Origin of the sequence: Mammaliicoccus sp. D-M19 (assembly GCF_022386695.1) — a bacterium.
GTDB classification, from domain to species: Bacteria; Bacillota; Bacilli; order Staphylococcales; family Staphylococcaceae; genus Mammaliicoccus; species Mammaliicoccus sciuri.
In genome coordinates this window covers 54,220-77,153 of record NZ_JAJNHW010000011.1, presented here as the reverse complement: position 1 = coordinate 77,153, position 22,934 = coordinate 54,220, and the positions used below count along the sequence as shown (strand labels likewise).

Sequence of the window (22,934 nt, the reverse complement as noted above, 5' to 3'; positions counted from 1 at the left end):
TTGGTTAAGCCAATCACTCTGAAGTACTTTCAGTACTCAATTATTGGAATTAACGTTGACATATTGTCATTCAGTTTTCAATGTTCATTTTGTCTCACAAGAAACTATTATACACACTTCTTAATTCGAAGTCAACAACTTTTTAAAATTAATTTTCAAAGTGTTTTGATGTTTTATTTATCTCTCGCTCACAAGATATAACTATACACGCTAAATACCCTTTACTCAAGCATAAAAATTACACCAAAACACTCAATACTCTCAAATATACTTAATTCTCAACATATTCTTTTAGTTTTTCGTATATTTTTTCAGCATCTTTATATCCTTGTTTGTATAAAGCATCTAATTTTCTAGGATTTTTCTCGATTCTATCTACAGATAATGAATCAGAAGGTCTGATAACAAACAAATTACCTTTCTCTTCTTCCGCTTCTATCCATTCTAAAGTCTGATTATAATGTTTATATCTTATCGCCATTAAATGATTGATTTTAGGATATGCTTTCAATCTGAATACTTTTGAAAATTTACTTTGTTTTTTACGATAGCCTTTCGGTCTTGTCAAAATCAAAACATTTTTCTTATAGCCTTCTTCAATTGCTTTATCAATCGGAATAGGATTGACGATACCACCATCTAATAATGTATGACCTTTATATTGAACTGGGTTGGCCATCATTGGTAAAGAACTTGTTGCCTCTAAGGCAGTCAATATAGAGCCTTCTGTTTCTTTCTTATTGAAATAAACCGCTTCTCCTGTGTCACAATCTGTCGTTACAACAACAAACTCTTCCTCTGCTTGATCAAACTTTTCAAAGTCAAAAGGTTCCAAGTAAGTCGGTATATGATGATACACAAAGTCCATACCAAATATCTCTTTATTTTTTACATAATTTGATAACGAAATATAACGCTTATCTTTAATGTATTTTGTTGTGACACGATGATTGCGTCTAAATTGTCGAGATATATAGCTTGCAGCCATAGATGCGCCTGCTGAAACGCCAATATTATATTTAAAATATAAATCTTTCTTAATGAAGAAATCTAGCACACCAGCTGTGTACATACTTCTCATTCCGCCACCTTCTAATATTAATGCTGTGTCTTTTATCATAGTTACACTTCTTTCTATACTATTAGTTGAATGAAAGCGAGGCTGAGACATTATTCATTGTCCCAGCCTCAAATATCGTTATTAAATTTCTGTTCTTCCAGTTATAGCTTTCGAAAGTGTTACTTCATCAGCGTATTCTAAATCTCCACCTACTGGTAGACCATGTGCTAGTCTAGTTGTCTTGATACCAATCGGTTTAACAAGTCTAGATATATACATCGCTGTTGATTCACCTTCTATATTAGGATTAGTCGCCAATATAATTTCTTCGATTTCATCATTCTTCAATCGTTCTAATAACGAAGGAATATTAATATCTTCAGGTCCAATACCTTCCATTGGAGATATCGCACCATGCAATACATGGTATAACCCTTTATATTCACGCATTTTTTCCATAGCTATGACATCTTTAGAATCTTGAACAACACACACAACTGAACGGTCTCTTTGTTTATCTTGACATATATGACAAGGGGAAACATCCGTAATGTGTCCGCAAGTTTCACAATAAGTCAGTTCTCTCTTAACATCTACGAGAGATTTGGCAAAAAGTACAACGTCGTCTTCCTTCATATCTAATACGTGGAAAGCTAAACGTTGTGCAGTCTTCGGACCTATTCCCGGCAATTTCATAAAGCTATCAATGAGTTTAGATATTGGTTCTGGGTAGAACATCATTACATCATTCCAGGAATGTTTAGACCTTTTGTATGTTTACCTAAACGATCTGCTGTTACATCATCTGCTTTAGATAAAGCGTCATTTGTTGCTGCTAATACTAAATCTTGTAACATTTCAATATCTTCAGGGTCTACTACATCTTCTTTAATGATAACATCTAACACTTCTTTATGACCAGAAACAACGACTGTAACCATACCGCCACCAGCTGTTCCTTCGATTTTTTCTTCTTTTAGCTTTTCTTGTTCCTCAGCCATTTTCTTTTGCATTTTTTGCATTTGTTTCATCATTTGTTGCATATTTCCGCCACCGCGCATAATTTCGTCCTCCTAATTTCTAATTTATACATTTAAGATTATTAATTTTTGTCATATTTATTATACATGCCTTTAGAGGTGATGTCATGTATTACTCATCCGTAACATGTACGGTATCTTCACCAAACAACTCTTGAGCTTTCTTTACAACATCCGCTTCTTCTGGCTTTTCTTCTTGCTCAACTTCACCTTGAGCCGTATTCGCTTTTTTAGATTGAATATACTGTTGACGGACTTGTAACCATTGTGAATTTGGTACGCCAACAACTTTTACATTCTTGTTAACTATCTCGCATACAATCGCTTCGATATGATTTCTTTTTTCATCATTCTTATTCACGATTTCACAATGAATATCTTCATCAAATTTCACGAGCACATGGTCTTCACTTGCTGCAACGGGTTCCGAGTTTAAGAGAAGACTAACTAGCGCTCTTTGCTCTTTCTCTTTAACCGATTCTATCACTGCTTGCCATTTTTCTTTAAGTAAATTCAAATCATCACGATTAGCATGGTCAAGCACACGTTCGATTTGTCGAATAGAGAAGACATGCTTAGATTGTTTACGAGGGATATTTTGTTTATTTTCAACTGGTTTAGCCTTTTGACTTACACCGTTTTGAGCTAGTTGCTGAATCGTCGCTTCAAGTTGTTGGATTTTATCCATCACTTCACTAGAGCCAGCGTTTTGATTTGAACTAACAGAAACCGTTTGTCCGTTATTGTTCTGATCAATTAATTCCGTTAACTTAACGATTAGTATTTCTATATGAACATTTTGGTTAATTGCAAATCTCATTGAAACTAATGTGTCGTTAATACAATCAATCATTTTGTACATTGTATTTAAGTCTACTTGATTCAGTGCGTGGTCGTCTTCAACTTGTTCAGTTGTCTTAGCGACAATTGAATCTCTTATGAAATAAATCATATCATTTACAAGTCTATTAACTTCTTTACCCGCAGAAATAAATTCATGATACCTAGTAAAAGCTTGTTTAATATCTTTAGCAACCATGTCATTAAACAAAGCATTTAAAGCCGCTTTATCTACACTACCCGTTACATTTAAAGCATGTTCGAGTGATAAGTGTCCATCTCCAAAAGCTATTGCTTGGTCCATGATACTTAATGCATCTCGCATACCACCTTCTGAAACCTGAGCGATAAATGCCAAAGCTTCTTCTTCGTAGGTAATATTCTGCTCATCTGCGACAAACGCGAGTCTGCTTTCTATTTCACCAGAATGGATGGCTTTAAAATCAAATCTCTGACATCTAGATATAATAGTAGGTGGTATCTTGTGAGGTTCAGTAGTTGCGAGTATAAAAATAGCATGACTTGGCGGTTCTTCAAGTGTCTTTAAAAGTGCATTGAAAGCACCTGTTGTAAGCATGTGCACTTCATCTATAATATAGACTTTAAATTTAGATTCACTTGGTGCATATTTTACTTTATCTCTAATATTACGTATTTCATCTACACCGTTATTACTAGCAGCATCAATTTCAATGACATCTGAATTTGTTCCTTGTGTAATGCCTTTACAAATTGCGCATTCATTACAAGGTTCACCATTCGTATTCACTGTACAGTTAATTGCTTTAGCGAAGATTTTAGCAATACTTGTCTTACCAGTTCCACGTGGGCCATTAAACAAGTAAGCATGTGATTGCTTTTCTTTTTGGATGGCGTTTCTTAATGTTTTTGTGACATGTTTTTGACCGACAACATCTGCAAATGATTGCGGTCTATACATTCGATACAAAGCCTGGTAGTTCAAAGTGGCACCTCCAAAATTTAATAAGATATTGGCTATATTATATCATGAATCAATAGGTACACCCTATTATTAATTATCAAAAGCTTCTAGATAATGAACTGTGCCTTTAATTTCTTTTGTTGGGTGATCCCATAAATATTTAAACATGAAATTTTCATCTGGCACTTCAAATGGTGGGTATATATTAAACTCTGACGCTGCATGATAACCTAATTTATGATAATAAGCTGCATGACCTAGTACGACTACACCGACATAGCCATTTTCATAAGCTCTATATTCTAAAGCTTCTATTAATGCTTTCCCTATTCCTTTATTTTGATACTCTGGCAAAACAGAAACAGGCGCAAGCGCTAATACTGTATGTGTTTCTTCATCAGAACTAACGGTGACTTCTGACATCATTGCATGCCCCAGAATTTTGCCTGATTCTGTCTTCGCTACAACTTCAAGTTCTGCATTATAATTCATTGATTTTCGTATTTTACCGATTAATTCGTGTTCTGTTCCATCAGAATAACGTTCATTTTTGAATGCTTCTTTAACGACTTCTTTAGCTAATTCATATTCCGATTCTATGATCGTTCCAATTAGTAATTGGGTCATGTATAAAATATCCTCCTGATATAAGAAAAAGGGTGACCGCGGTCACCCTTTTGAATTTATATATAATTTGATAAGTTTATAAAATTTAAAACCGTGCACCTTTGCTTTGAACAAACATCACAAGCGTTACCTCAGTCGTTAGCTAAACTTCGGCTACCCTACGGCACATACAATGATCCACTTAATGCTGCTTCCTTCCGGACCTGACATGATTCATGGGTTTGTATTGCATAGGACCGACGTCTTCAGACACCACGTGCTGAGGGCAGACCTCACAATAATATGTCCGCGGCAAAGGAATTCAGTCTTGCATAAGCGGATTTCAAGTACAGGGAACCGCTACCTCCCCACTTAGCACGGCAATATATATACTACAACAAAATGTTACGATTTGGCAAGAAAAAACTACTTCAATCAAAGTGTTTTATGAATCACCCTGCGAGAAAAATCTACAAACTTGAATTCCGTCGCGATGTGTCTTGAAATATTATATTGAAATTTTTCTGCGTTATTAAGATATACAGTACCTCTAACTGTTGCTGTATAAGGCGGATTTAATTTTCCGAAATATAATATTTCATTCTCTGTCATCTCTTCAAATGTAATAGACTTATTCGAGTAACTGATTTCTACATTCATTTCTTGTTCAATAAATTTATAGATAGATTCAGCTGCAACTTCTTCAGTCAGCTTAGGAATAATCTGACATATAAAGTAATCCTCATCCATAATACGCACGGCGTCATCTTTTGTTCTCGTTCTGACAACATGCCACAACTTATCTTGGTCTCTTAACTCAAGCGCATGTTGAACGACAGGAACGTCTTTAGCATCTATAACCTCAAGTAATTCAACTTTAGTTTCATAATCAAGTCCTAATCGTTTATTAATTTCTTGGAAACTCACCATTTCCGATATTGGAAATTGAATAACATCTTCATAAATAACGACAGACCCTTTGCCTCTTAACTTTTGAATATAACCTTTTTCTTGCAATAAATTTAAAGCTTTCCTTACAGTCTCTCTAGAAGTTGAATATATCTTTGTTAATTCATTTTCTGAAGGTAGTTGCTGTAAATGAGCATATTCACCATTTAAAATTTTTTCACAAATAGATTGGTAGATTTTCATATACTTGTTCATGCGTTCACCTCTATACCTTCAACATCAATTAGTCACCACTTACTTTTACGACAAAAGCATCAAATGGTTGCAAAGCGTTACCATTTAAATCATTATTTGCAATCATGATTTCACCCTCTAAATCGATATCTTCTGGGATATCAACGATTTGATCAGAGTAGTTTGCAACAACTAACCAAGTTTCATTATTTAAATGTCTCTTGTAAACGAACAGCTCTGGATGTTCCATATGAAGTGGTTCAACTTCTCCATACGTTATCACATCGTGTTCATGACGTAATTGTATTAACTTTTGATACGTATAGAAAATAGAATCTTTATCTTCCAATGCCGCTTCAACATTAATATGCTTATAATTTTCTGGGATACCAATCCATGGTTCTCCAGTTGTAAAGCCTGCCTCAGTATGTGCATTCCATTGAATAGGCGTTCTAGAGTTATCTCTAGATTTCTGACCTATTACTTTCATAATCATTTGTTCATCCATACCACGTTCTTTTAATAATTTGTATGCATTAAGTGATTCTACATCTTTATATTGATCAATATCCGTGAAACCTGGATCTGTCATGCCAATTTCTTCACCTTGATAAATATACGGCGTACCTTGAAGCATGTGTAATGATATCGCAAGCATCTTAGCAGATTTAACTCTTTCCGCTTCTGTATCATCTTTACCGAATCTCGTTACGACTCTAGGTTGATCATGGTTACACCAGAAAATAGCATTCCATCCGTTACCTTTTGCGATGTTCACTTGCCAATCCATTAAGATACGTTTCAGTTCAAGAAAATCAAATTTCATATCTGACCACTTTTCACCATCTTTGTAATCTACTTTTAAATGATGAAAATTAAATACACTACTTAACTCATGACGTTCTGGATTTGTATATTTAATACAATTATCAATTGTTGTTGATGACATTTCTCCAACCGTCATAATGTCTTTATTGCCAAATGTTTGTTTATTCAGTTCTTGTAAATACTCATGGACTTTTGGTCCATCTGTATAAAATTCTTTACCGATTGCTGTTGAATTTTCGAAAGCACCTTTGGAAATTAAGTTAATGACATCAAATCTGAAACCATCTACGCCAAAATCAATCCAATAATTAATCATTTCATATATTTCAGCCTTCAATTTGTCATTCTCCCAATTTAAATCAGCTTGAGAAACATCAAACAATCTTAAATAATAACTTTCTGTTTGTTCATCATAAGTCCAAGCATTACCACCGAACTTAGACTCCCAGTTCGTTGGTGGCTCTTCTTTAGTGCCTTCTTTCCAAATATAATAATCACGATACGGATTATCTTTAGACTTGCGAGATTCTACAAACCAGTGATGAGATGTCGAAGTGTGATTGATCACAATATCGAGCATTACTTTAATACCTAAACTGTGCGCTTCATCTAGTAATGTTTTGACGTCTTCCTTTGTACCAAAATCAGGATTAATTTGATAATAATCACTAATATCGTATCCATTATCGTTCATTGGTGATTGATAAATGGGTGTTAACCAAATGTAATCTACACCTAACGTTTGTAAATAAGGTAATTTTTCTATAATACCTGGTATATCACCTTGCCCATTTCCAGTCGTATCATTGAATGACTTTGGATAAATTTGATAAACAACGGACTTCTTCCAATCTGAAACTGCCATATAGGTATACTCCTTTATTTATATATATTATTCTTGAACCATTTCTTTAGCTTTTTCATTAGCAAAGTTTGAAAGCACAATCGTTAGTATAGCTGGTAACACGATCGCAATCAATGTCGCAATACCGAACACACCCCAATATTCTCTTTGAATCGAGATAATTGCAGGAACGCCACCTACACCTACGCTACCTAACACTTTATTAGCACCAATAAATGCACCTAGTAAACTAGACGAAATAATTGCTGCAAAGAACGGATATTTCAATGGTAAGTTGACACCGAACATTGCCGGCTCAGTTACACCTAAGAATGCTGAAATACCAGATGTAGCAGCTAAACCTTGTTCTTTAACCATTTTACGTTGTTTGTATACTACCCAAGCGCCGAACGCTGCTGAACCTTGACAAATATTAGATATTGCCACAATTGGCCATAAGTACGTGCCGCCTAAAGGACTTCCCATGAGTTGGAAATCTACCGCTAAGAACATATGGTGTAATCCTGTAATAACAAGTGGTGCATAGAATAATCCATACACTGCGCCACCTAACCAGCCAGCAGTTTCGAAAATTGCTTTAATACCGTTCGTAATTAACGTACCTAACTCTAACGCTAATGGACCGATAACGATAAACGCTAAAAATCCAGTAATTAATAACGCTACAGGACCTACTACAAGCATTTTGATAGAATCATGTACACGTTTAGCTAAGAATTTCTCAATAATAGATAATATCCAAGTTGCGAATAAAATCGGTAATACTTGACCTTGATAGTTTAATTGCTTAATTTCTAAACCAAACATGTGCCATACAGGAATTTCACTCGATTTACCGCCACCTAAATCATATTGAGAAGCAAGTTGCGGATGTAACAAAATTAAACCTAATACTAAACCTAGAATTGGGCTACCACCAAATACACGCATAGCTGACCAACCAATTAAAGCCGGCAAGAAGATAAATGCTGTACTTGCGATAACGTTTATAATGTTTGCAAAGTCTGCAAGCCATGCATATTGTTCAACAAGTGGCTTAGCGCCAAATAAATCTTTTGCTGTTAATACATTGTTTAAACCTAATAGTAAACCTGCTGTTACGATTGCAGGTAAGATTGGAATGAATACATCACCCAACAATTTAATTAAACGTTGAAATGGATTCATCTTCTGTTCAGAAGCTTTCTTCACATCATCTTTCGAACTTTCTTCAACACCTGTTTCTTGTTGGAAAATTTCATACGCCTCATCAACAGTTCCCGGTCCAATTACGATTTGAAATTGGTTGTTTGCTGAGAAGGACCCTTTCACTAAATCTATTTGATCTAATGCATCTTTATTTACTTTACTTTCATCATTTAATACAAGTCTCAACCGTGTGACACAGTGGGTTGCGGCATTTACATTGTCTTGCCCACCAATAGCGTCAATAATCTGTTTTACATCTTCTCTATTCACAGCCATTAAACTCACTCCCCTAACTTTATTTAGTTGAATTATAACTTGTATATACAAGTATGTAAAGGCTTACAATTAATATTATATAAATAATGTAGTATGATTGTGTAAAGGAGGTTTTTCATATGTCTTTTTTAACACATGAATATATCGATCATGACAATGTTGCACTCGATTTTGCAAAAGGAGATTCTATCATTTTCACAAACCATCACCACGAAAAAATATTTGAATCAGCAAGTTTAATTAAATTACCTATTATGATTTATATTTATGAAAGTACGACTCAAGAAGATAGAAAAGCACTCGTTCAAATCAATCATAAAGTTGGCGGCAGTGGTGTTCTAAAAAATATGAATATCGATCAACTGAGCGTTCAAGATTTAATCTACTTAATGATTGTTGTTTCAGACAATACGGCAACTAATACATTAATTGATCATTTCGGACTTCAACATATTAACTTATTTATTCAAGAAACATTGCAATGTGAACAAACACAGTTAAATCGTTATATGATGGATGCAGAAGCTATAAGTGAAGGTAAACAGAATACAACATCTTCTCAAGATATGATTCATATACTACGTTATATTGCAGAGCATAAACATCATCAAGAGATGTTGAACATCATGAATGACCAACATTTAAACGATAAAGTTTCAATCTATCGATCATTTTACGAAGATACACTGAATTTCTACTCTAAGACAGGGGAGTACGACAACGTTGTCAATGATGTAGGTATCATCCAACATGAAGGCGAGTTATATTATTATTGTTTCTTATCCAACACAAATAAACCCAAAAAGGCGATCGATTTCTCTCACCAATTTGGGTCATATATTATCCAATCTATATTAGATATTTGATAATCGTGCAGCTTTAGCTAATATCTTTTGATAATAACTACCTGATAACTTAATGATTTCGATACTTTTCGGTGTATGAGGCGCATGAATCATCATGTCTTCTCCCATATATATGCCAACATGTGATAGAAAGCCTTCATCTTCTGGTTTACTGAAGAACAGCAAATCACCTGGCAAAAAGTCATGTGATGCTATCGAAACATCCGTCATTGCTTCATATTGTTCATCGGCATCTCGGGGGATGTGGAAGTTTTGACTTTTGTACATTTGGAAACATAATCCTGAACAATCATAACCATAACTAGACATCCCTCCCCATAAATAAGGCAAGTCTAAAAAGCGCTTCGCATTTTCAATGACACCTGCCATTGTACCAATTTCGAATGCGCCAGATTCATCACTGAATTCTACATCATTCGCACTAATGAGCCCTTTGCCTTCAGGTGTGTCAACTTCAATAAAAGGCTCATCTTTCTTAATAATAGGTAAAATCGTATTAAATGACAGAATTTGTTTCGTTGTAAAGTCTAAATTAAACAATGTCGTCTTAGGTACATTAACACGAAGGCGTGGATGTGTATCGTACGCCTTCATCTCACCTAATTGACTCGTCGGAATAAATCCTGGATATCCCTTTGGATTCTGTTTAGACGTTTGCTCTAAACAGATAACGTAACTCCAACCATCTTGTTCTTCTACTACTTCTACTTTTTCGCCATAAAGAATTTGCGTATCTATTCTACTATCTTCCGTAAAAGATAATTTCTGTTCTAAATTAAGTTCAAGTAACCAACGTTGAATATCTGCTGGATACATGATACCGTCTCTATCAATTTCTCTAGCTTTATCAAAGCTTCTCCATATTGTCCCGACATTTACTCTGCAATATTTAATCATGAGCTCACCTTCTTATATAAAGATTCACGATCTATTCCTAACCCTGTCCCTTCTGAAACGGTTACTTTAGCACCTTCATAAGTAATACCACCTTCAACTTGTCGCTCAACTACCATTAAAGGTGCATCAAAATCAACACGGTTCACTTGTTCTGCTGCTAAACTAAAATGTAAAGCCGCCGTTACAGATACATGTGTTTCCATCATACATCCAACCATGCAAGGTATCGCTTCACCTTTAGCAATATCATGTATCTTTAATGCTTGATGAATACCACCAGTCTTCATCAGTTTAATATTCCATATATTTGTTGCACCAACTTCTACAAGTCTCTGTGCATCATGTAAACTAAACAATCCTTCATCTACCATTAAAGGAATTTTGAATTCTTGAGATAGCTCACCTAGTACCTTATACTCATATCTTCCAACAGGTTGTTCGATGCTCTCAATATCCAAATCTGCTTCATCAAAATGTTTCAATGCATGACGCGCACCTTTTTCATCCCATGCTTGGTTTGCATCCGCACTTAAAATAACCTCACTCGGTAAAGTAGAACGTAATGCCTGTAATCTATTTAAATCTGTAGAGACATCATCTTTCCCCACTTTTATCTTCAAATGGTTAAAGCCATCTTCTACATATCTCAAACCATCTTCTACCATTTCATCAGCATCATTTAGACTCACGGTATAACAAGTTTCTAATGATTTATTTCCCGGGTTATGATTGATATATTGATATAAAGGCAATTCTGCTTCTTGAGCTAATAAGTCATAAAGCGCGATATCTATTGCAGCTTTGGCACTTGTATTACCTACGATGACTTGATGAATTTCATCTAGTAAGTCTTTCGTTAATGGTCGGTTAATTAATAGTGGCTTAAAGACCTCTTCAATCGCAGCTTCTATACCACCTTTTGTATCACCCGTAATAACATATGTAGGTACAGCTTCACCAACACCTATAACATCTTCATAATTCGTTTCAATAAATACATATATACTTTCAATCACTTCTACTGTTCTCAGTGCTGTTTTGAAAGGTTTCTTCAAAGGCGTTTCATATCTATAGTATTTTATATCTGTTATAAACATATAACTTCCCCTTTATTCTATAATTACACCTGACGCTATATTTAATACTTTATTGTCCACATCTAATGTAGCTTGCGTTCCAAACGGTATCGCAAAATGCGGCGTGCAATGTCCAATATTCAAATCATACACTGCCGGTTTATTTAATGGCGTTATAAAATCATCTAACACTTCTTTCATCGTTAAAGATTTCTTTGGATTTTTAGGCTCGCTATCTGTGAATGGCCCGAAAATAAATCCAGAAGCATCATTTAACTTGCCAGCAGATTTGAGTTGTTGTAAAAATCCGTCTACCTTATAAGGCACTTCACCAATATCTTCTATAAATAAAATTTTGCCCTTAGTATCGATTTCATATGGTGTTCCTAGACTTGAAACAAGTAAAGATAAACAACCACCAACAATTTCTCCTTCAACGCGGCCACCAACCAACGATTTAAACGTTAATTGATCTGTAGGATAAGACACAGCTTCACCATTAAATAACTGCTCAAAGCTTCCAATAGAAATCTCATTATAAGTATCTCCTATATCTGATGCGATCATAGGACCTTGAAATGTTACCAATCCCGTTTGTTGTCTAATAGCATTGTGTAAGCATGTAATATCACTATATCCCCATATAATTTTAGGATGTGCTTTTACAAGATTATAATCAATACGTTCTACAATTCTAGGTGTACCATAACCACCGCAAGCACATATTATGCCTTTCACTTCATCATCTTCTAACATGTCATGCAAACTATCTAATCGTTCATCATCCGTTCCCGCTAAATGACCATGAACGCGGTCTATATTTTTCGCTAGTTTAAACCGAATACCATATTTCTCTTCTAAAAGTTTCAACCCGTTCTTTAAATGCGTTTGGTTTGGCGGACTCGCTAATGCTACAACCCCCACCACATCTCCTCTATTTAATCCCTTTGCTTTCATTAAGACACGACCTTTTATCAGAATATTCTTATATTATAACAAAGTTGTTATCCTTTTGTGAAAACAAAAGAAATTGTCATAATCGCATGACGATATGAGGTTGGAATTAGGTTCGAGTGAGGTTGGAGTTAGTTTGGAGTCCGGTCCGAGTAACTGTCATTATTCGGAATTCTGGTAATTAGAATGCTGTAACTTCCATTATTTCGAATTCTGGTAGTTAGAACGCTGTATCTTCTATTATTTCGAATTCTGGTAATTAGATAGGCGCTCATTTACGGACATTTCTCAGAATTCTGTCCCTAACAGCACCTCTTATGGACATTTCTCAGAATTCTGTCCCTAACAACGCCTCTTACGGACACTTCTCAGAATTCTGTCCCTAACGTCACCCCTTAGAGACACTTCTCCGAATTATGTCCCTAACAACGCCCCTATATTTCCACCTACTATATTTTCACCGCAATATTCCACCCTGCAACTTAATCTCCACTCCGCTCCCAAATATACATCCAACCATTATATTTTTTCGCAACAAAAAAACACTGCCCACAAAAGTGGACAGTGTTCTTTATATATATAGTCTTGGATATTTAAAAAATAATGGCGGAGGAAGAGGGATTCGAACCCCCGCGAGCCGTTAAGCCCCTGTCGGTTTTCAAGACCGATCCCTTCAGCCGGACTTGGGTATTCCTCCAAATAAGACATTATTTATCTTATAACATGCCATTACTGATGTCAACAAAAATCACAAAATTTAAATTGTAATTTTTTTCTTTAAGGATTCATCTACAGCTTTTGCAACTGCACGCCCTTCTTTTATTGCCCAAACGACTAAACTTTGACCTTTTCTTGCATCTCCAGCTACAAATACTTTATCTTGATTTGTTCTGAAGTCTTTTTCATTTGCTATGATTTTGTTTCGTTCTGTCTTTAAGTTGAATGAATGTGGCACTAAATGTTCTGTACCTTCAAAACCGATTGATAATAGGACTAAATCTGCTGGCCAATGACGTTCTGTACCTTCTACAATGACCATTCCGTCTTCAGTTTCTTCTAACACTTGCGTATATAAACCGCGAATATTACCATTTTCATCAACATCATAACGCATTGTTTGAATACCATATGCTCTTGGTTCAAATCCGAACTTTTCACGATATTCTTTATGCGCATAGTCTAACTTGAAGATTGGCATTGGTAATGGCCATGATGTATTTTGTTCCATTTTATCTGTTAGTCTTACATATTTATTAAATTGAACGACTGATTTACAGTCATCTCTTAATGCTGTTGCTACGCAGTCAGCACCTGTATCACCCGCACCGATTACAATCACATTTTTACCTTTTGCTGTTATAGTTGGTTCGTCAATTTCTCCCATTTGTAATTGCGTTTGCTCTGTTAAATATTCCATCGCAAAATGTATACCGAAGCTCATACGTCCTTCTAATGGTAGGTCACGCCCTTTTTGTGAGCCTGTACAAACAATAATTGCATCATACTGTTCATCTAGTTCCTCTTTCGTGATGTCTTTCCCCACATTAACATCTGTTTTAAAGACGATACCCGCTTCTTCCATTAATTTCACACGACGTTCGATAACTTCTTTATCTAATTTCATACTTGGTATGCCGTACATAAGCAAACCACCTGGACGATGGTTACGCTCATATACAGTCACATTATAGCCAAGTAAATTTAATTCTTCTGCAGCTGTTAAGCCTGCTGGACCACTACCGATAATGGCTACTTTTTCTTCTAAGCGATGTTCTGGAAACTTAGGTTTCACAAGTCCCATATCATACGCTTCATCTATAATTGTACGTTCTATACCTTTGATAGCGACTGAATCATTATTAATCGCTAAGACACATGAAGATTCACATGGTGCAGGACATACACGACCTGTAAATTCAGGAAAGTTATTTGTTTCTGATAATCTTGCATATGCTTCTTCATAATCTTTGCGATACACTAAGTCATTCCATTCTGGTATATAGTTACCTATTGGACAACCTATTGTATCTCTACCGAATGATGAGCCTGTTTGACAAAATGGTGTTCCGCAATCCATACAACGCGCACCTTGTGTAGCTGCGTCTTCTTTAGTAAAACGTTGTTGGAATGCGTCATATCCTTTAATTCTATCTTTTAACGGCAACTCATCAAGTTGTTGCTTAGGATACTTCATAAAACCTTTAAATTCACCCATAATATGCCCTCCTTCTTAATATACCGAAGCCAGTTCTTCTTCATCACCAATAGATTTTCGATCATCAAAGAATGCATTTAACAGTGCATCTTCTTCGTTTTCTAATTTGTGTAGTGAAATCTTCTGCATCATGAGTTTGTAGTCTTTCGGAATCACTTTAACCACTTTGTCGACAATTGTGTCAAATGACGTTAGCACTGCTTTTGCTTTTTTACTATTTGTATATCGAACATGTTCTTCTAACATGTGTCTTAAATTCGCAATTTCATCTGGATCTTTTAATGTTTCAAACTCTAAAGTGTCAAGTTCATTATCTTTTTTGAATGCTTCAACATCTGTTGGCAATGCGTAACATACACCACCACTCATACCTTGACCGAAGTTACGCCCTACATCACCTAAAATGACGACACGTCCACCAGTCATGTATTCTAAACCGTGGTCGCCAACACCTTCAACAACGACGTTAACGCCACTATTTCTTACACAGAAACGTTCCCCAGCTCTACCGTTAATATAAGATGTTCCACTTGTCGCACCGTAGAAACAAACGTTACCGACGATGATATTGTCTTCTCTATCTTCGTTAGGTGCATTTAAGATCAATTTACCTCCAGATAAACCTTTACCAAAGTAATCGTTAGCGTCACCAGTATGATGTAACGTCATACCTTTAGGCGTGAATGCACCATAACTTTGTCCAGCATGTTTAAACGTCTTAACACTTATTGTATCTTCTGGTAAACCAGGTTCACCATGCACTTCTGTAATATAACTACCTGTAATAACACCAACATCTCTTTCAGTATTTCGAACGTTATAACTACCAACAAATTTTTCACCATGATCAATTGATGCTTTTGCATCTTCATATAATTTCGTTAAGTCGAATCCAACATCAAGGTGATGATTTTGATTCATAGAGCGGTATCTTTCACCTTCATTTACAAATAAAAGTGCCTCTAAATCAAGTTCTCTCGCTTTAGGGTGAGAGTAATATCTGTTTGATACTGATAACAAGTCCGTTCTACCTACAAGTTCGTCCATTGTTTTTAAGCCTAATGAAGCTAGAATTTCTCTTATTTCCTCGGCAATAAAATACATGAAGTTTACGATGTGATCTGCTTTACCTGTATATAATTTTCGTAAGTCGCCATTTTGAGTCGCAATACCAACTGGGCATGTATCTTTATGGCATACTCTCATCATAATACAGCCAAGCACGACTAAAGGTGCTGTCGCAAATGCAAACTCTTCTGCACCTAACGCACAAGCGAGTGCAACGTCACGACCAGTCATTAATTTACCATCTGTTTCTAACGTTACACGTGAACGAAGACCGTTTAACATAAGCGTTTGATGTGTTTCAGATAAACCAATCTCCCACGGTAACCCAGCATGTTGAATACTCGTCTTAGGTGATGCACCTGTACCGCCGTCATATCCACTGATGACAATCTTGTCGGCAAAAGCTTTAGCAACACCTGCTGCAATTGTACCTACACCAGATTTAGAAACGAGCTTAACACTGATGTCTGCTTTTCTATTTGCATTCTTTAAGTCATGAATCAATTGTGCTAAGTCCTCAATAGAATATATATCATGGTGAGGTGGTGGTGAAATTAATCCGACACCCGGTGTTGAACCACGTACTTCAGCTACCCAAGGATAAACTTTTGTACCAGGTAATTGTCCACCTTCACCAGGTTTAGCACCTTGTGCGACTTTAATTTGAATTTCTTTAGCGTGTTGTAAGTAATCGCTCGTTACACCAAAGCGACCTGATGCGACTTGTTTAATAGCACTCATATAATTTGTGCCATCCGGCTTAATAATAAAGCGTTCTGGATTTTCTCCACCTTCACCACTATTACTACGTCCACCAATTCTATTCATCGCTTCTGCTAAAGTTTGATGCGCTTCTTGAGAAATAGAACCGAAGCTCATCGCACCTGTCTTAAAGCGTTTCACAATTTGGTCAGCAGATTCTACATCTTTTAAATCAATTGCGCGATTTGATTTAAAATCAAGTAAGTTTCTTAAGTGACTCATACGTTCACTATCTGCAGCTTCAGAATACTCTTTAAACATTTCAAAATTATTATCTCTACATGCATGTTGTAATAAATGAATTGTTTTAGGATTGAATGCATGATATTCACCTTGTTGACGCCATTGGAAAGTACTACCTGAATTTAAATATTTAATCTGTTCAGACTGTCTAGCTTTATTCTCTTTATCAATCGTATCAATTGATATACCAGAAAGTTTAGACGGTGTACCTGTAAAGTATTGATCGATAACATCTTTACCTAATCCAATTGCTTCAAAGATTTGTGCACCTTGATAACTTTGAACAGTTGAAATACCCATTTTAGCCATTACTTTAATCACACCAGCTGATAACGTTTGACTAAACGTATCAATATTCTGTTCAACTGTACCTTCAAGACGTCCCGCAGCAGTTAAATCTTCAATCGTATAATGTGCTAAGTATGGCACAACAGCATTGGCACCATAACCTATTAATGTAGCTAAATGATGTACTTCACGACACTCACCAGAATAAGCCACAATACTTGTATCTAAACGTTGACCCGTTCTAATCAAGTGTTGATGAATGTGACTAACCGCTAATAATATCGGCATTGCAAACGCCGCTTCTAAATCTTCAACAGACTCATCTTCTAAGACAATAATCTCAGCACCATTTTTAACGGCTTTCGATACAGTTTGTCCTAAGTCATCTAACGCTTCTTTAAGTGAACCTGTGTAAGTCGTCGGAATCACCGCAACATTAAATTCACTATCCTGAATTTGCTCAAGTTGCGCTTTCGATAATACTGGATGATTTAACTGAATTCTTCTCGTGTTATCTTGATGCGGTTGTAACAAGTTACCTTCTTTACCTAAGTAAACCAATTCACTTGTAACGATTTTCTCTCTATATGAGTCAATTGGTGGATTCGTTACTTGAGCAAAATGTTGTTTAAAGTAATTAAACAACGATTCTGGTCTCGTACTTAACACGGCAACTGGCGTATCAAAGCCCATCGCACCAATTGGATCTTTCTTTTCACTCACGAGTTCTGACATATATTTATTAATTTCTTCTTTTGTATATCCGAAACGACGTTGTAATTGGAATAATTTTTCTTCTTCAACATGTGATGGTGTCGCCACTGTATCATTTACGTTTAACGCTTTATGACTTACCCACTCATCATAAGGATATTCACTTGCGATACGTTGTTTTAATTCATCATTTTCGATAACTTTATTCTCTTTAAAATCCACTAATAAAAGTTTACCTGGGTTGAGTTGCCCTTTATAAACAACATGTTCTTCTTCAACGTCAATAACGCCTACTTCTGAAGAAAATATAATTTCATTTGAATCTGTAATTGTGTAACGACCAGGTCTTAAACCATTACGGTCTGTTAATGCGCCAAGTTTATCTCCATCACAGAAACTAATCATTGTCGGACCGTCCCACGGTTCCATTAAATAACTGTAATATTCATAGAAAGCTCTAATTTTAGGATCTTGTGTTTCGTTATATAACCACGGTTCAGGAATCAATAGCATTGCAGCTTGTTCTGGAGGAATACTTAAACTTAAGAACTCGAGTGCATTATCAACGATTGATGAGTCACTTCCTGATTCATCTAGCACTGTTCCAATCTTATCTTTCACATCACCAAAGATTGTTTCAATTAATCTATCTTGTCTTGCACGCATCCAGTTAACATTACCTTTAATCGTATTAATTTCACCATTATGCATTAATAATCTATTTGGATGTGCTCTTTTCCAACTTGGAAATGTATTCGTACTAAATCTCGAATGTACAGAACCAAATTTAGAAACATAATCCTCATCTAACAAATCAATATATAAACCTTTAATTTGGTCAGAACGCAACCAACCTTTATATACGATTGTGCGTCTAGATAAACTTGCAAAGTATAAATCTAAATCTTGTTCATCGCCATATCTTTCAATTTGTTTACGTGCAATGAATAACGAACGATCAAAGTGTTCACTTGAATGATTTTCAACAAACACTTGTTGAATACAAGGCATTGTCGCTTCGACATGTTCTGCCAATACTGACGTATCTAATGGAACATCTCTGTATCCAATAACTTTTAACCCTTCTTCTTCAAAGTACGCATTAAACTTCTTTTCATGTTCACTGCCAGCTATTTTTTCATCAGTGAAGAACATACCTACTGCATAATGTTCTTCTTCAGGTAAATTTAATTTTAATTTTTGTTTAAAATAGAGGTGAGGGACTTCTGTCATAATACCAGCACCATCACCAGTAATTCCGTCAGCTCCAACTCCACCTCTATGATCTAACCTACAAAGCATTTCAATTGACTTTAGTACAATTTCATGTGACCTTTTGTTGTCCATATTGGCGTAAAAGCCAATCCCGCAAGCATCATGCTCGTCCATCGAATCATATAGGCCAAGTTGTCTTCTATCTTTCTTAAATGACATTCGACATCACCTCAACAATAAATTTCAGAATCTTCAATAATTGATAGTCTATATCATACTTTACAAGGACTTATCTTAACAATATATAAAATAGATGAAATATATCTAAAAATTAGATAATATAAATAATGAGGTGTTGAATATGGAGATAAAACAATTAATTTATTTTAGAGAAGTTGCTTTGAGAGAGCATATTTCAGAGGCTGCGCTCGAACTAGAGATCGCCCAATCTGCGGTCAGTAGACAAATCGCGAATTTAGAAAAAGAATTAAACACGACGTTATTTTTAAGAGAAGGCAGAAATGTAAAATTAACAGACAGTGGCGAACTGTTACTTACACAGACAAATAGAATTTTAAATTTAATAGAAGAGACGAAAGATTTATTTATACACCAAGAACATTCAGATAGACGTTCTATTAAACTCGCTTATACAGAAAGTTATGTATCACAAGCTTTACCGGCTATTATTAAGACTTACGAGCGAGATTTTAAAATAGAAGTTAGACCTATGATGATGACACCATTAGAAATCGAAGAAGGTTTATTATCTCATCAAATAGATGTCGCGTTATGCGAACTCACACCGAAACTAACAAACAATAAACATACTATTAAACATACACTATTCGAAGAAACATATAATTTATACGTACACAACAACAACGATTTATCAATGAACCCTAAACCGCCTTTATCACAATTGAGCCAACAATACATTTACCATTTCAACACATTACCTGATCAGATATCACATTTAATACGTAAACATGCATCACAGAAGACTTACCCTATTTCAAACTTTGCATTATTACGACAAACTTTACTATCTGAAAAAGGCGTACTCATCGTGCCTGATTATTTAAGTAATGGTATTGAAAATGAACAACTTACAAAAATCCCGTTAACACATACCGAACTTAAGAGAACCATTAACATTGTTTATCAAGACAATAATCAAAACAGTAAATTGAAGACTTTTATTGAACATACACGTTCTTTATTACAAAGACAAGCAACATATCATTAAGGAGGATATTTTCAAAATGGATTTTATCAATAGAACGACTGAAGAAATTGCTGCCGACTTACTTGGCGTCAAAATCATTCACGAAACAGAAGATATCGTATATACAGGTTATATCGTTGAAACTGAAGCTTATATTGGTAAACACGATCAAGCTGCCCATTCATTCAATGGTAGAAATACTAAAAGCGTGAAATCTTTGTACTGTGAGGGTGGAACGATTTATGCACACTCCATGCACAAACAACTACTGATTAACTTTGTTACACAAGTTGAAGGTGAACCTCAAGGTGTCTTAATTAGAGCGATTGAACCTGAACATGGCACTGAGCAAATGGCATTGAACCGTAACGGCAAAACAGGTATAGAATTAACAAATGGACCTGGCAAATTCACGCAAGCGATGCAAATATCTAAAACATTAGATGGCACTAAACTTAATGCTAATTGCTTAAAAATTGATACAACAAATAGAAGATATCCTAAACAAATTGAGCGTTCAGCAAGAATCGGCATCCCAAATAAAGGTATTTGGACAGACAAACCTTTACGTTTCACAGTAGCAGGACATCCGTATGTCTCAAAAGCTAGAAAACGCGATTCACTACCTTGTGCTGAAACATGGAAATAATTGAAGTACACCACTTATGTACGTATACTATAGTATGTTCAAATCAAAGAAAAATGATGGTGGCAAAACATGAATTCAAAAATCAAACAACAATTAACGAAACCATTTAATGTTGCGATACTCATATTTATTGTATGCGTTGTAATAACCTATATATTCACCCAACATAATGCGCAATATTACAAAACACCGATTGGTCAAATTACGGATATTACACACCAATCTTCACAAACAACGGTTGACCAAAATAAAAATAAAGATACGTTACATAAAGAACAAATCCATTTAGAGATTCAGAATGGCCAGCATAAAGGAGACCGCATTACAGTTTCTCATAAATACACGGATTCTTTAACGGACTCTGAGAAATACCATGTAAACGACCAAGTCCTCTTATCCTATAAAGGTAAAGAAGACACTGCTATTATAAAAGGTTTAAAACGAGATGGTGCTGTCACGTTAATGACTGGTTTGTTCTTATTAACTTTACTTATCGTCGGTAGAAAATCAGGACTATATTCCATTATTTCACTCATTATTAATGTCACAGTTCTACTATTAATGATTGATTATTTCATGAAACATAATAATCATCACTTCTTTATATTAATGACAGCAACAGTTATATTCTCAACAATCGTATCCTTACTGCTCGTAAGTGGCTTTAAGCGGAGAACTTTTGTTGCGATTATTTCAACTTTATTCGGTACATTTTTAAGTATCGGTATCGCTCAACTTGTCATGATGTTTACGAATGGTGACGGCGTTAAATATGAAACGATGAGTTTCTTAACGATTCAGCCGACACAAATATTTCTTGCGTCTGTGCTGATAGGTTCGCTTGGTGCCGTTATGGATGTTGCAATTACGTTAACAAGTTCCTTATATGAGATTAAGGCACAACACCCCGAAATTTCATTGAAACAATTGCGTCAATCTGGCACAAACATTGGTAAAGATATTATGGGCACAATGACGAACATCTTATTCTTTGCTTATTTATCTGGTAGCATTCCGATGATTATTCTTTACTTTAAAAATAGCAATACAATCACGTACACCTTATCCATGAATTGGTCATTAGAAATTACAAGAGCACTCATGGGTGGTATTGGTATTGTGATTACGATACCTATCACAATATTTGTTGCAATGATGTTCATGCAACGAGAGGAGGCTAAATAATGACGACATTTATTTTAGCCAGTATATTACTCATTCTTATGATCATCGTTGGTGGAAAGAAAGGATTTAGATCGTTCGTAACGTTATTTTTAAACTTGCTGACGTTGTTTATTGCGTTATTACTCATCATTTATAAAGCGCCTATATTCATCGTATTAATCATCTTCTGTTTAATTATTACGTGTATTAACTTGTTCTATATTAATGCATATAATACTAAGACAGTTGCTGCCTTTTTCGCGACCATTATATCTACGCTTATCTTAATAGGATTAATCTATTTCATTGTAGATATTTCAATGTTGCAAGGATTCACTGAAGAAGAACAAGATGAAACGTATATATTTTCAATGAATGTAGGTATAAACTATGCTGAGCTCATGGTATTTACAGTCGTATTAGCCGTAATCGCAGCAGTGATTGATTTAACAATATCCATTAGTTCTCCAATGTACGAACTATATGAAGCACATCCAAAAATATCATTGCAACAACTTTTCAAGTCTGGCTTAACAATAGGAAGAGACATCCTATCAACAACAACCAATACAATTTATTTCGCCTATATAGGCGGACAAATCACGTTATTTTTCTGGTTTGGTAAATTAAATTACACCTTTGGCGAAATAATCAATGCTAAAATATTTGCAGCAGAAATCATAACCATATTATTAGGTGGCATCGCTGTAAGTATCGCTATACCAATCACCTCATTTATCACAGTGAGATTAATAAAGAAACAACAACATAAAATATAGAAGAAAGCACCTTTTGACTCGGTCAAA

Annotated in this window: 18 protein-coding genes, 1 tRNA gene and 1 other RNA gene; 5 read left to right on the top strand and 15 right to left on the bottom strand. The window is 35.3% G+C overall.

All coding sequences use genetic code 11. The annotated features are described in order from the left end of the window. Window positions 1-271 precede the first annotated feature (271 nt). The 9 genes from LQ675_RS14420 to treP form a co-directional block, all read right to left on the bottom strand. On the bottom strand, window positions 272-1,120 hold the full coding sequence (locus tag LQ675_RS14420) for a patatin-like phospholipase family protein (RefSeq protein ID WP_078354892.1): 849 nt from the start codon (window positions 1,118-1,120) through the stop codon (window positions 272-274). An 81-nt stretch (window positions 1,121-1,201) separates the two neighbouring features. Further along, the gene (gene recR, locus LQ675_RS14415) at window positions 1,202-1,798 is read right to left on the bottom strand and encodes a recombination mediator RecR (RefSeq protein ID WP_025906091.1); all 597 of its coding nucleotides are present in this window, start codon (window positions 1,796-1,798) and stop codon (window positions 1,202-1,204) included. A 2-nt stretch (window positions 1,799-1,800) separates the two neighbouring features. Next, window positions 1,801-2,121: a YbaB/EbfC family nucleoid-associated protein gene (locus tag LQ675_RS14410; RefSeq protein WP_048540322.1), complete on the bottom strand. Its 321-nt coding sequence runs from the start codon at window positions 2,119-2,121 to the stop codon at window positions 1,801-1,803. A gap of 91 nt (window positions 2,122-2,212) precedes the next feature. Next, the gene (gene dnaX / locus LQ675_RS14405) at window positions 2,213-3,904 is read right to left on the bottom strand and encodes a DNA polymerase III subunit gamma/tau (protein WP_048540320.1); all 1,692 of its coding nucleotides are present in this window, start codon (window positions 3,902-3,904) and stop codon (window positions 2,213-2,215) included. A 69-nt stretch (window positions 3,905-3,973) separates the two neighbouring features. After that, complete coding sequence (locus LQ675_RS14400) at window positions 3,974-4,510, bottom strand: GNAT family N-acetyltransferase (RefSeq protein WP_107602195.1); 537 nt, start codon at window positions 4,508-4,510, stop codon at window positions 3,974-3,976. Between the two features lie 91 nt (window positions 4,511-4,601). Next, window positions 4,602-4,870, bottom strand: an RNA gene (ffs, locus tag LQ675_RS14395) — signal recognition particle sRNA large type. 54 nt (window positions 4,871-4,924) lie between these two features. Next, window positions 4,925-5,653 carry a trehalose operon repressor gene (treR, locus tag LQ675_RS14390; RefSeq protein WP_048540316.1) on the bottom strand — a complete coding sequence of 243 codons (729 nt, stop codon included), beginning with the start codon at window positions 5,651-5,653 and terminating at the stop codon, window positions 4,925-4,927. A 28-nt stretch (window positions 5,654-5,681) separates the two neighbouring features. Further along, window positions 5,682-7,325 carry an alpha,alpha-phosphotrehalase gene (gene treC, locus LQ675_RS14385; RefSeq protein ID WP_048540314.1) on the bottom strand — a complete coding sequence of 548 codons (1,644 nt, stop codon included), beginning with the start codon at window positions 7,323-7,325 and terminating at the stop codon, window positions 5,682-5,684. 27 nt (window positions 7,326-7,352) lie between these two features. Continuing rightward, entirely contained in the window at window positions 7,353-8,789 is a 1,437-nt protein-coding gene (gene treP, locus LQ675_RS14380) for a PTS system trehalose-specific EIIBC component (RefSeq protein WP_048540312.1), read from the bottom strand. 119 nt (window positions 8,790-8,908) lie between these two features. Here treP and LQ675_RS14375 point away from each other — a divergent pair, with 119 nt between their 5' ends. Further along, the gene (locus tag LQ675_RS14375; protein ID WP_048540310.1) at window positions 8,909-9,655 is read left to right on the top strand and encodes a serine hydrolase; all 747 of its coding nucleotides are present in this window, start codon (window positions 8,909-8,911) and stop codon (window positions 9,653-9,655) included. On the opposite strand, the gene LQ675_RS14370 is transcribed toward LQ675_RS14375, so the two are convergent. The 6 genes from LQ675_RS14370 to gltB all read right to left on the bottom strand — a co-directional run bounded on the left by LQ675_RS14370 (window position 9,644) and on the right by gltB (window position 19,306). Further along, window positions 9,644-10,552: a C40 family peptidase gene (locus LQ675_RS14370; protein ID WP_075578198.1), complete on the bottom strand. Its 909-nt coding sequence runs from the start codon at window positions 10,550-10,552 to the stop codon at window positions 9,644-9,646. The two genes, LQ675_RS14375 and LQ675_RS14370, sit on opposite strands and share 12 nt — an antisense overlap. Beyond that, window positions 10,549-11,649 carry a dipeptide epimerase gene (locus LQ675_RS14365; protein ID WP_048540306.1) on the bottom strand — a complete coding sequence of 367 codons (1,101 nt, stop codon included), beginning with the start codon at window positions 11,647-11,649 and terminating at the stop codon, window positions 10,549-10,551. Before LQ675_RS14365 ends, LQ675_RS14370 begins: the two co-directional genes overlap by 4 nt. A 12-nt stretch (window positions 11,650-11,661) precedes the next feature. After that, window positions 11,662-12,585: a S66 peptidase family protein gene (locus LQ675_RS14360; RefSeq protein WP_075578199.1), complete on the bottom strand. Its 924-nt coding sequence runs from the start codon at window positions 12,583-12,585 to the stop codon at window positions 11,662-11,664. A gap of 601 nt (window positions 12,586-13,186) precedes the next feature. After that, a tRNA-Ser gene (locus tag LQ675_RS14355) sits at window positions 13,187-13,279 on the bottom strand. A gap of 60 nt (window positions 13,280-13,339) precedes the next feature. Next, window positions 13,340-14,797 (bottom strand): glutamate synthase subunit beta, encoded by a 1,458-nt coding sequence (locus LQ675_RS14350; RefSeq protein WP_058590782.1) that lies wholly within the window; start codon window positions 14,795-14,797, stop codon window positions 13,340-13,342. Between the two features lie 15 nt (window positions 14,798-14,812). Then, complete coding sequence (gltB, locus tag LQ675_RS14345; RefSeq protein ID WP_107610980.1) at window positions 14,813-19,306, bottom strand: glutamate synthase large subunit; 4,494 nt, start codon at window positions 19,304-19,306, stop codon at window positions 14,813-14,815. Window positions 19,307-19,448: 142 nt separating this feature from the next. Here gltB and gltC point away from each other — a divergent pair, with 142 nt between their 5' ends. The 4 genes from gltC (at window position 19,449) to LQ675_RS14325 (ending at window position 22,907) form a co-directional block, all read left to right on the top strand. Continuing rightward, window positions 19,449-20,336, top strand: a complete 888-nt coding sequence (gene gltC, locus LQ675_RS14340; RefSeq protein ID WP_048540299.1) for a glutamate biosynthesis transcriptional regulator GltC — start codon at window positions 19,449-19,451, stop codon at window positions 20,334-20,336. 16 nt (window positions 20,337-20,352) lie between these two features. Further along, a complete protein-coding gene (locus tag LQ675_RS14335) occupies window positions 20,353-20,964 on the top strand; it encodes a DNA-3-methyladenine glycosylase (RefSeq protein ID WP_048540297.1) in 612 nt (203 codons plus the stop codon). 69 nt (window positions 20,965-21,033) lie between these two features. Continuing rightward, window positions 21,034-22,149: a YibE/F family protein gene (locus LQ675_RS14330; protein ID WP_058590778.1), complete on the top strand. Its 1,116-nt coding sequence runs from the start codon at window positions 21,034-21,036 to the stop codon at window positions 22,147-22,149. Continuing rightward, a complete protein-coding gene (locus LQ675_RS14325) occupies window positions 22,149-22,907 on the top strand; it encodes a YibE/F family protein (RefSeq protein ID WP_048540293.1) in 759 nt (252 codons plus the stop codon). Before LQ675_RS14330 ends, LQ675_RS14325 begins: the two co-directional genes overlap by 1 nt. The last annotated feature ends 27 nt before the right edge of the window (window positions 22,908-22,934 follow it).

Bases quoted from the DNA above. Each gene is read 5' to 3' on its own strand.
- LQ675_RS14420 (WP_078354892.1), bottom strand. From the start codon at position 1,120: ATGATAAAAGACACAGCATTAATATTAGAAGGTGGCGGAATGAGAAGT.
- recR (WP_025906091.1), bottom strand. From the start codon at position 1,798: ATGTTCTACCCAGAACCAATATCTAAACTCATTGATAGCTTTATGAAA.
- LQ675_RS14410 (WP_048540322.1), bottom strand. From the start codon at position 2,121: ATGCGCGGTGGCGGAAATATGCAACAAATGATGAAACAAATGCAAAAA.
- LQ675_RS14400 (WP_107602195.1), bottom strand. From the start codon at position 4,510: ATGACCCAATTACTAATTGGAACGATCATAGAATCGGAATATGAATTA.
- treR (WP_048540316.1), bottom strand. From the start codon at position 5,653: ATGAACAAGTATATGAAAATCTACCAATCTATTTGTGAAAAAATTTTA.
- treC (WP_048540314.1), bottom strand. From the start codon at position 7,325: ATGGCAGTTTCAGATTGGAAGAAGTCCGTTGTTTATCAAATTTATCCA.
- treP (WP_048540312.1), bottom strand. From the start codon at position 8,789: ATGGCTGTGAATAGAGAAGATGTAAAACAGATTATTGACGCTATTGGT.
- LQ675_RS14375 (WP_048540310.1), top strand. From the start codon at position 8,909: ATGTCTTTTTTAACACATGAATATATCGATCATGACAATGTTGCACTC.
- LQ675_RS14370 (WP_075578198.1), bottom strand. From the start codon at position 10,552: ATGATTAAATATTGCAGAGTAAATGTCGGGACAATATGGAGAAGCTTT.
- LQ675_RS14365 (WP_048540306.1), bottom strand. From the start codon at position 11,649: ATGTTTATAACAGATATAAAATACTATAGATATGAAACGCCTTTGAAG.
- LQ675_RS14360 (WP_075578199.1), bottom strand. From the start codon at position 12,585: ATGAAAGCAAAGGGATTAAATAGAGGAGATGTGGTGGGGGTTGTAGCA.
- LQ675_RS14350 (WP_058590782.1), bottom strand. From the start codon at position 14,797: ATGGGTGAATTTAAAGGTTTTATGAAGTATCCTAAGCAACAACTTGAT.
- gltB (WP_107610980.1), bottom strand. From the start codon at position 19,306: ATGTCATTTAAGAAAGATAGAAGACAACTTGGCCTATATGATTCGATG.
- gltC (WP_048540299.1), top strand. From the start codon at position 19,449: ATGGAGATAAAACAATTAATTTATTTTAGAGAAGTTGCTTTGAGAGAG.
- LQ675_RS14335 (WP_048540297.1), top strand. From the start codon at position 20,353: ATGGATTTTATCAATAGAACGACTGAAGAAATTGCTGCCGACTTACTT.
- LQ675_RS14330 (WP_058590778.1), top strand. From the start codon at position 21,034: ATGAATTCAAAAATCAAACAACAATTAACGAAACCATTTAATGTTGCG.
- LQ675_RS14325 (WP_048540293.1), top strand. From the start codon at position 22,149: ATGACGACATTTATTTTAGCCAGTATATTACTCATTCTTATGATCATC.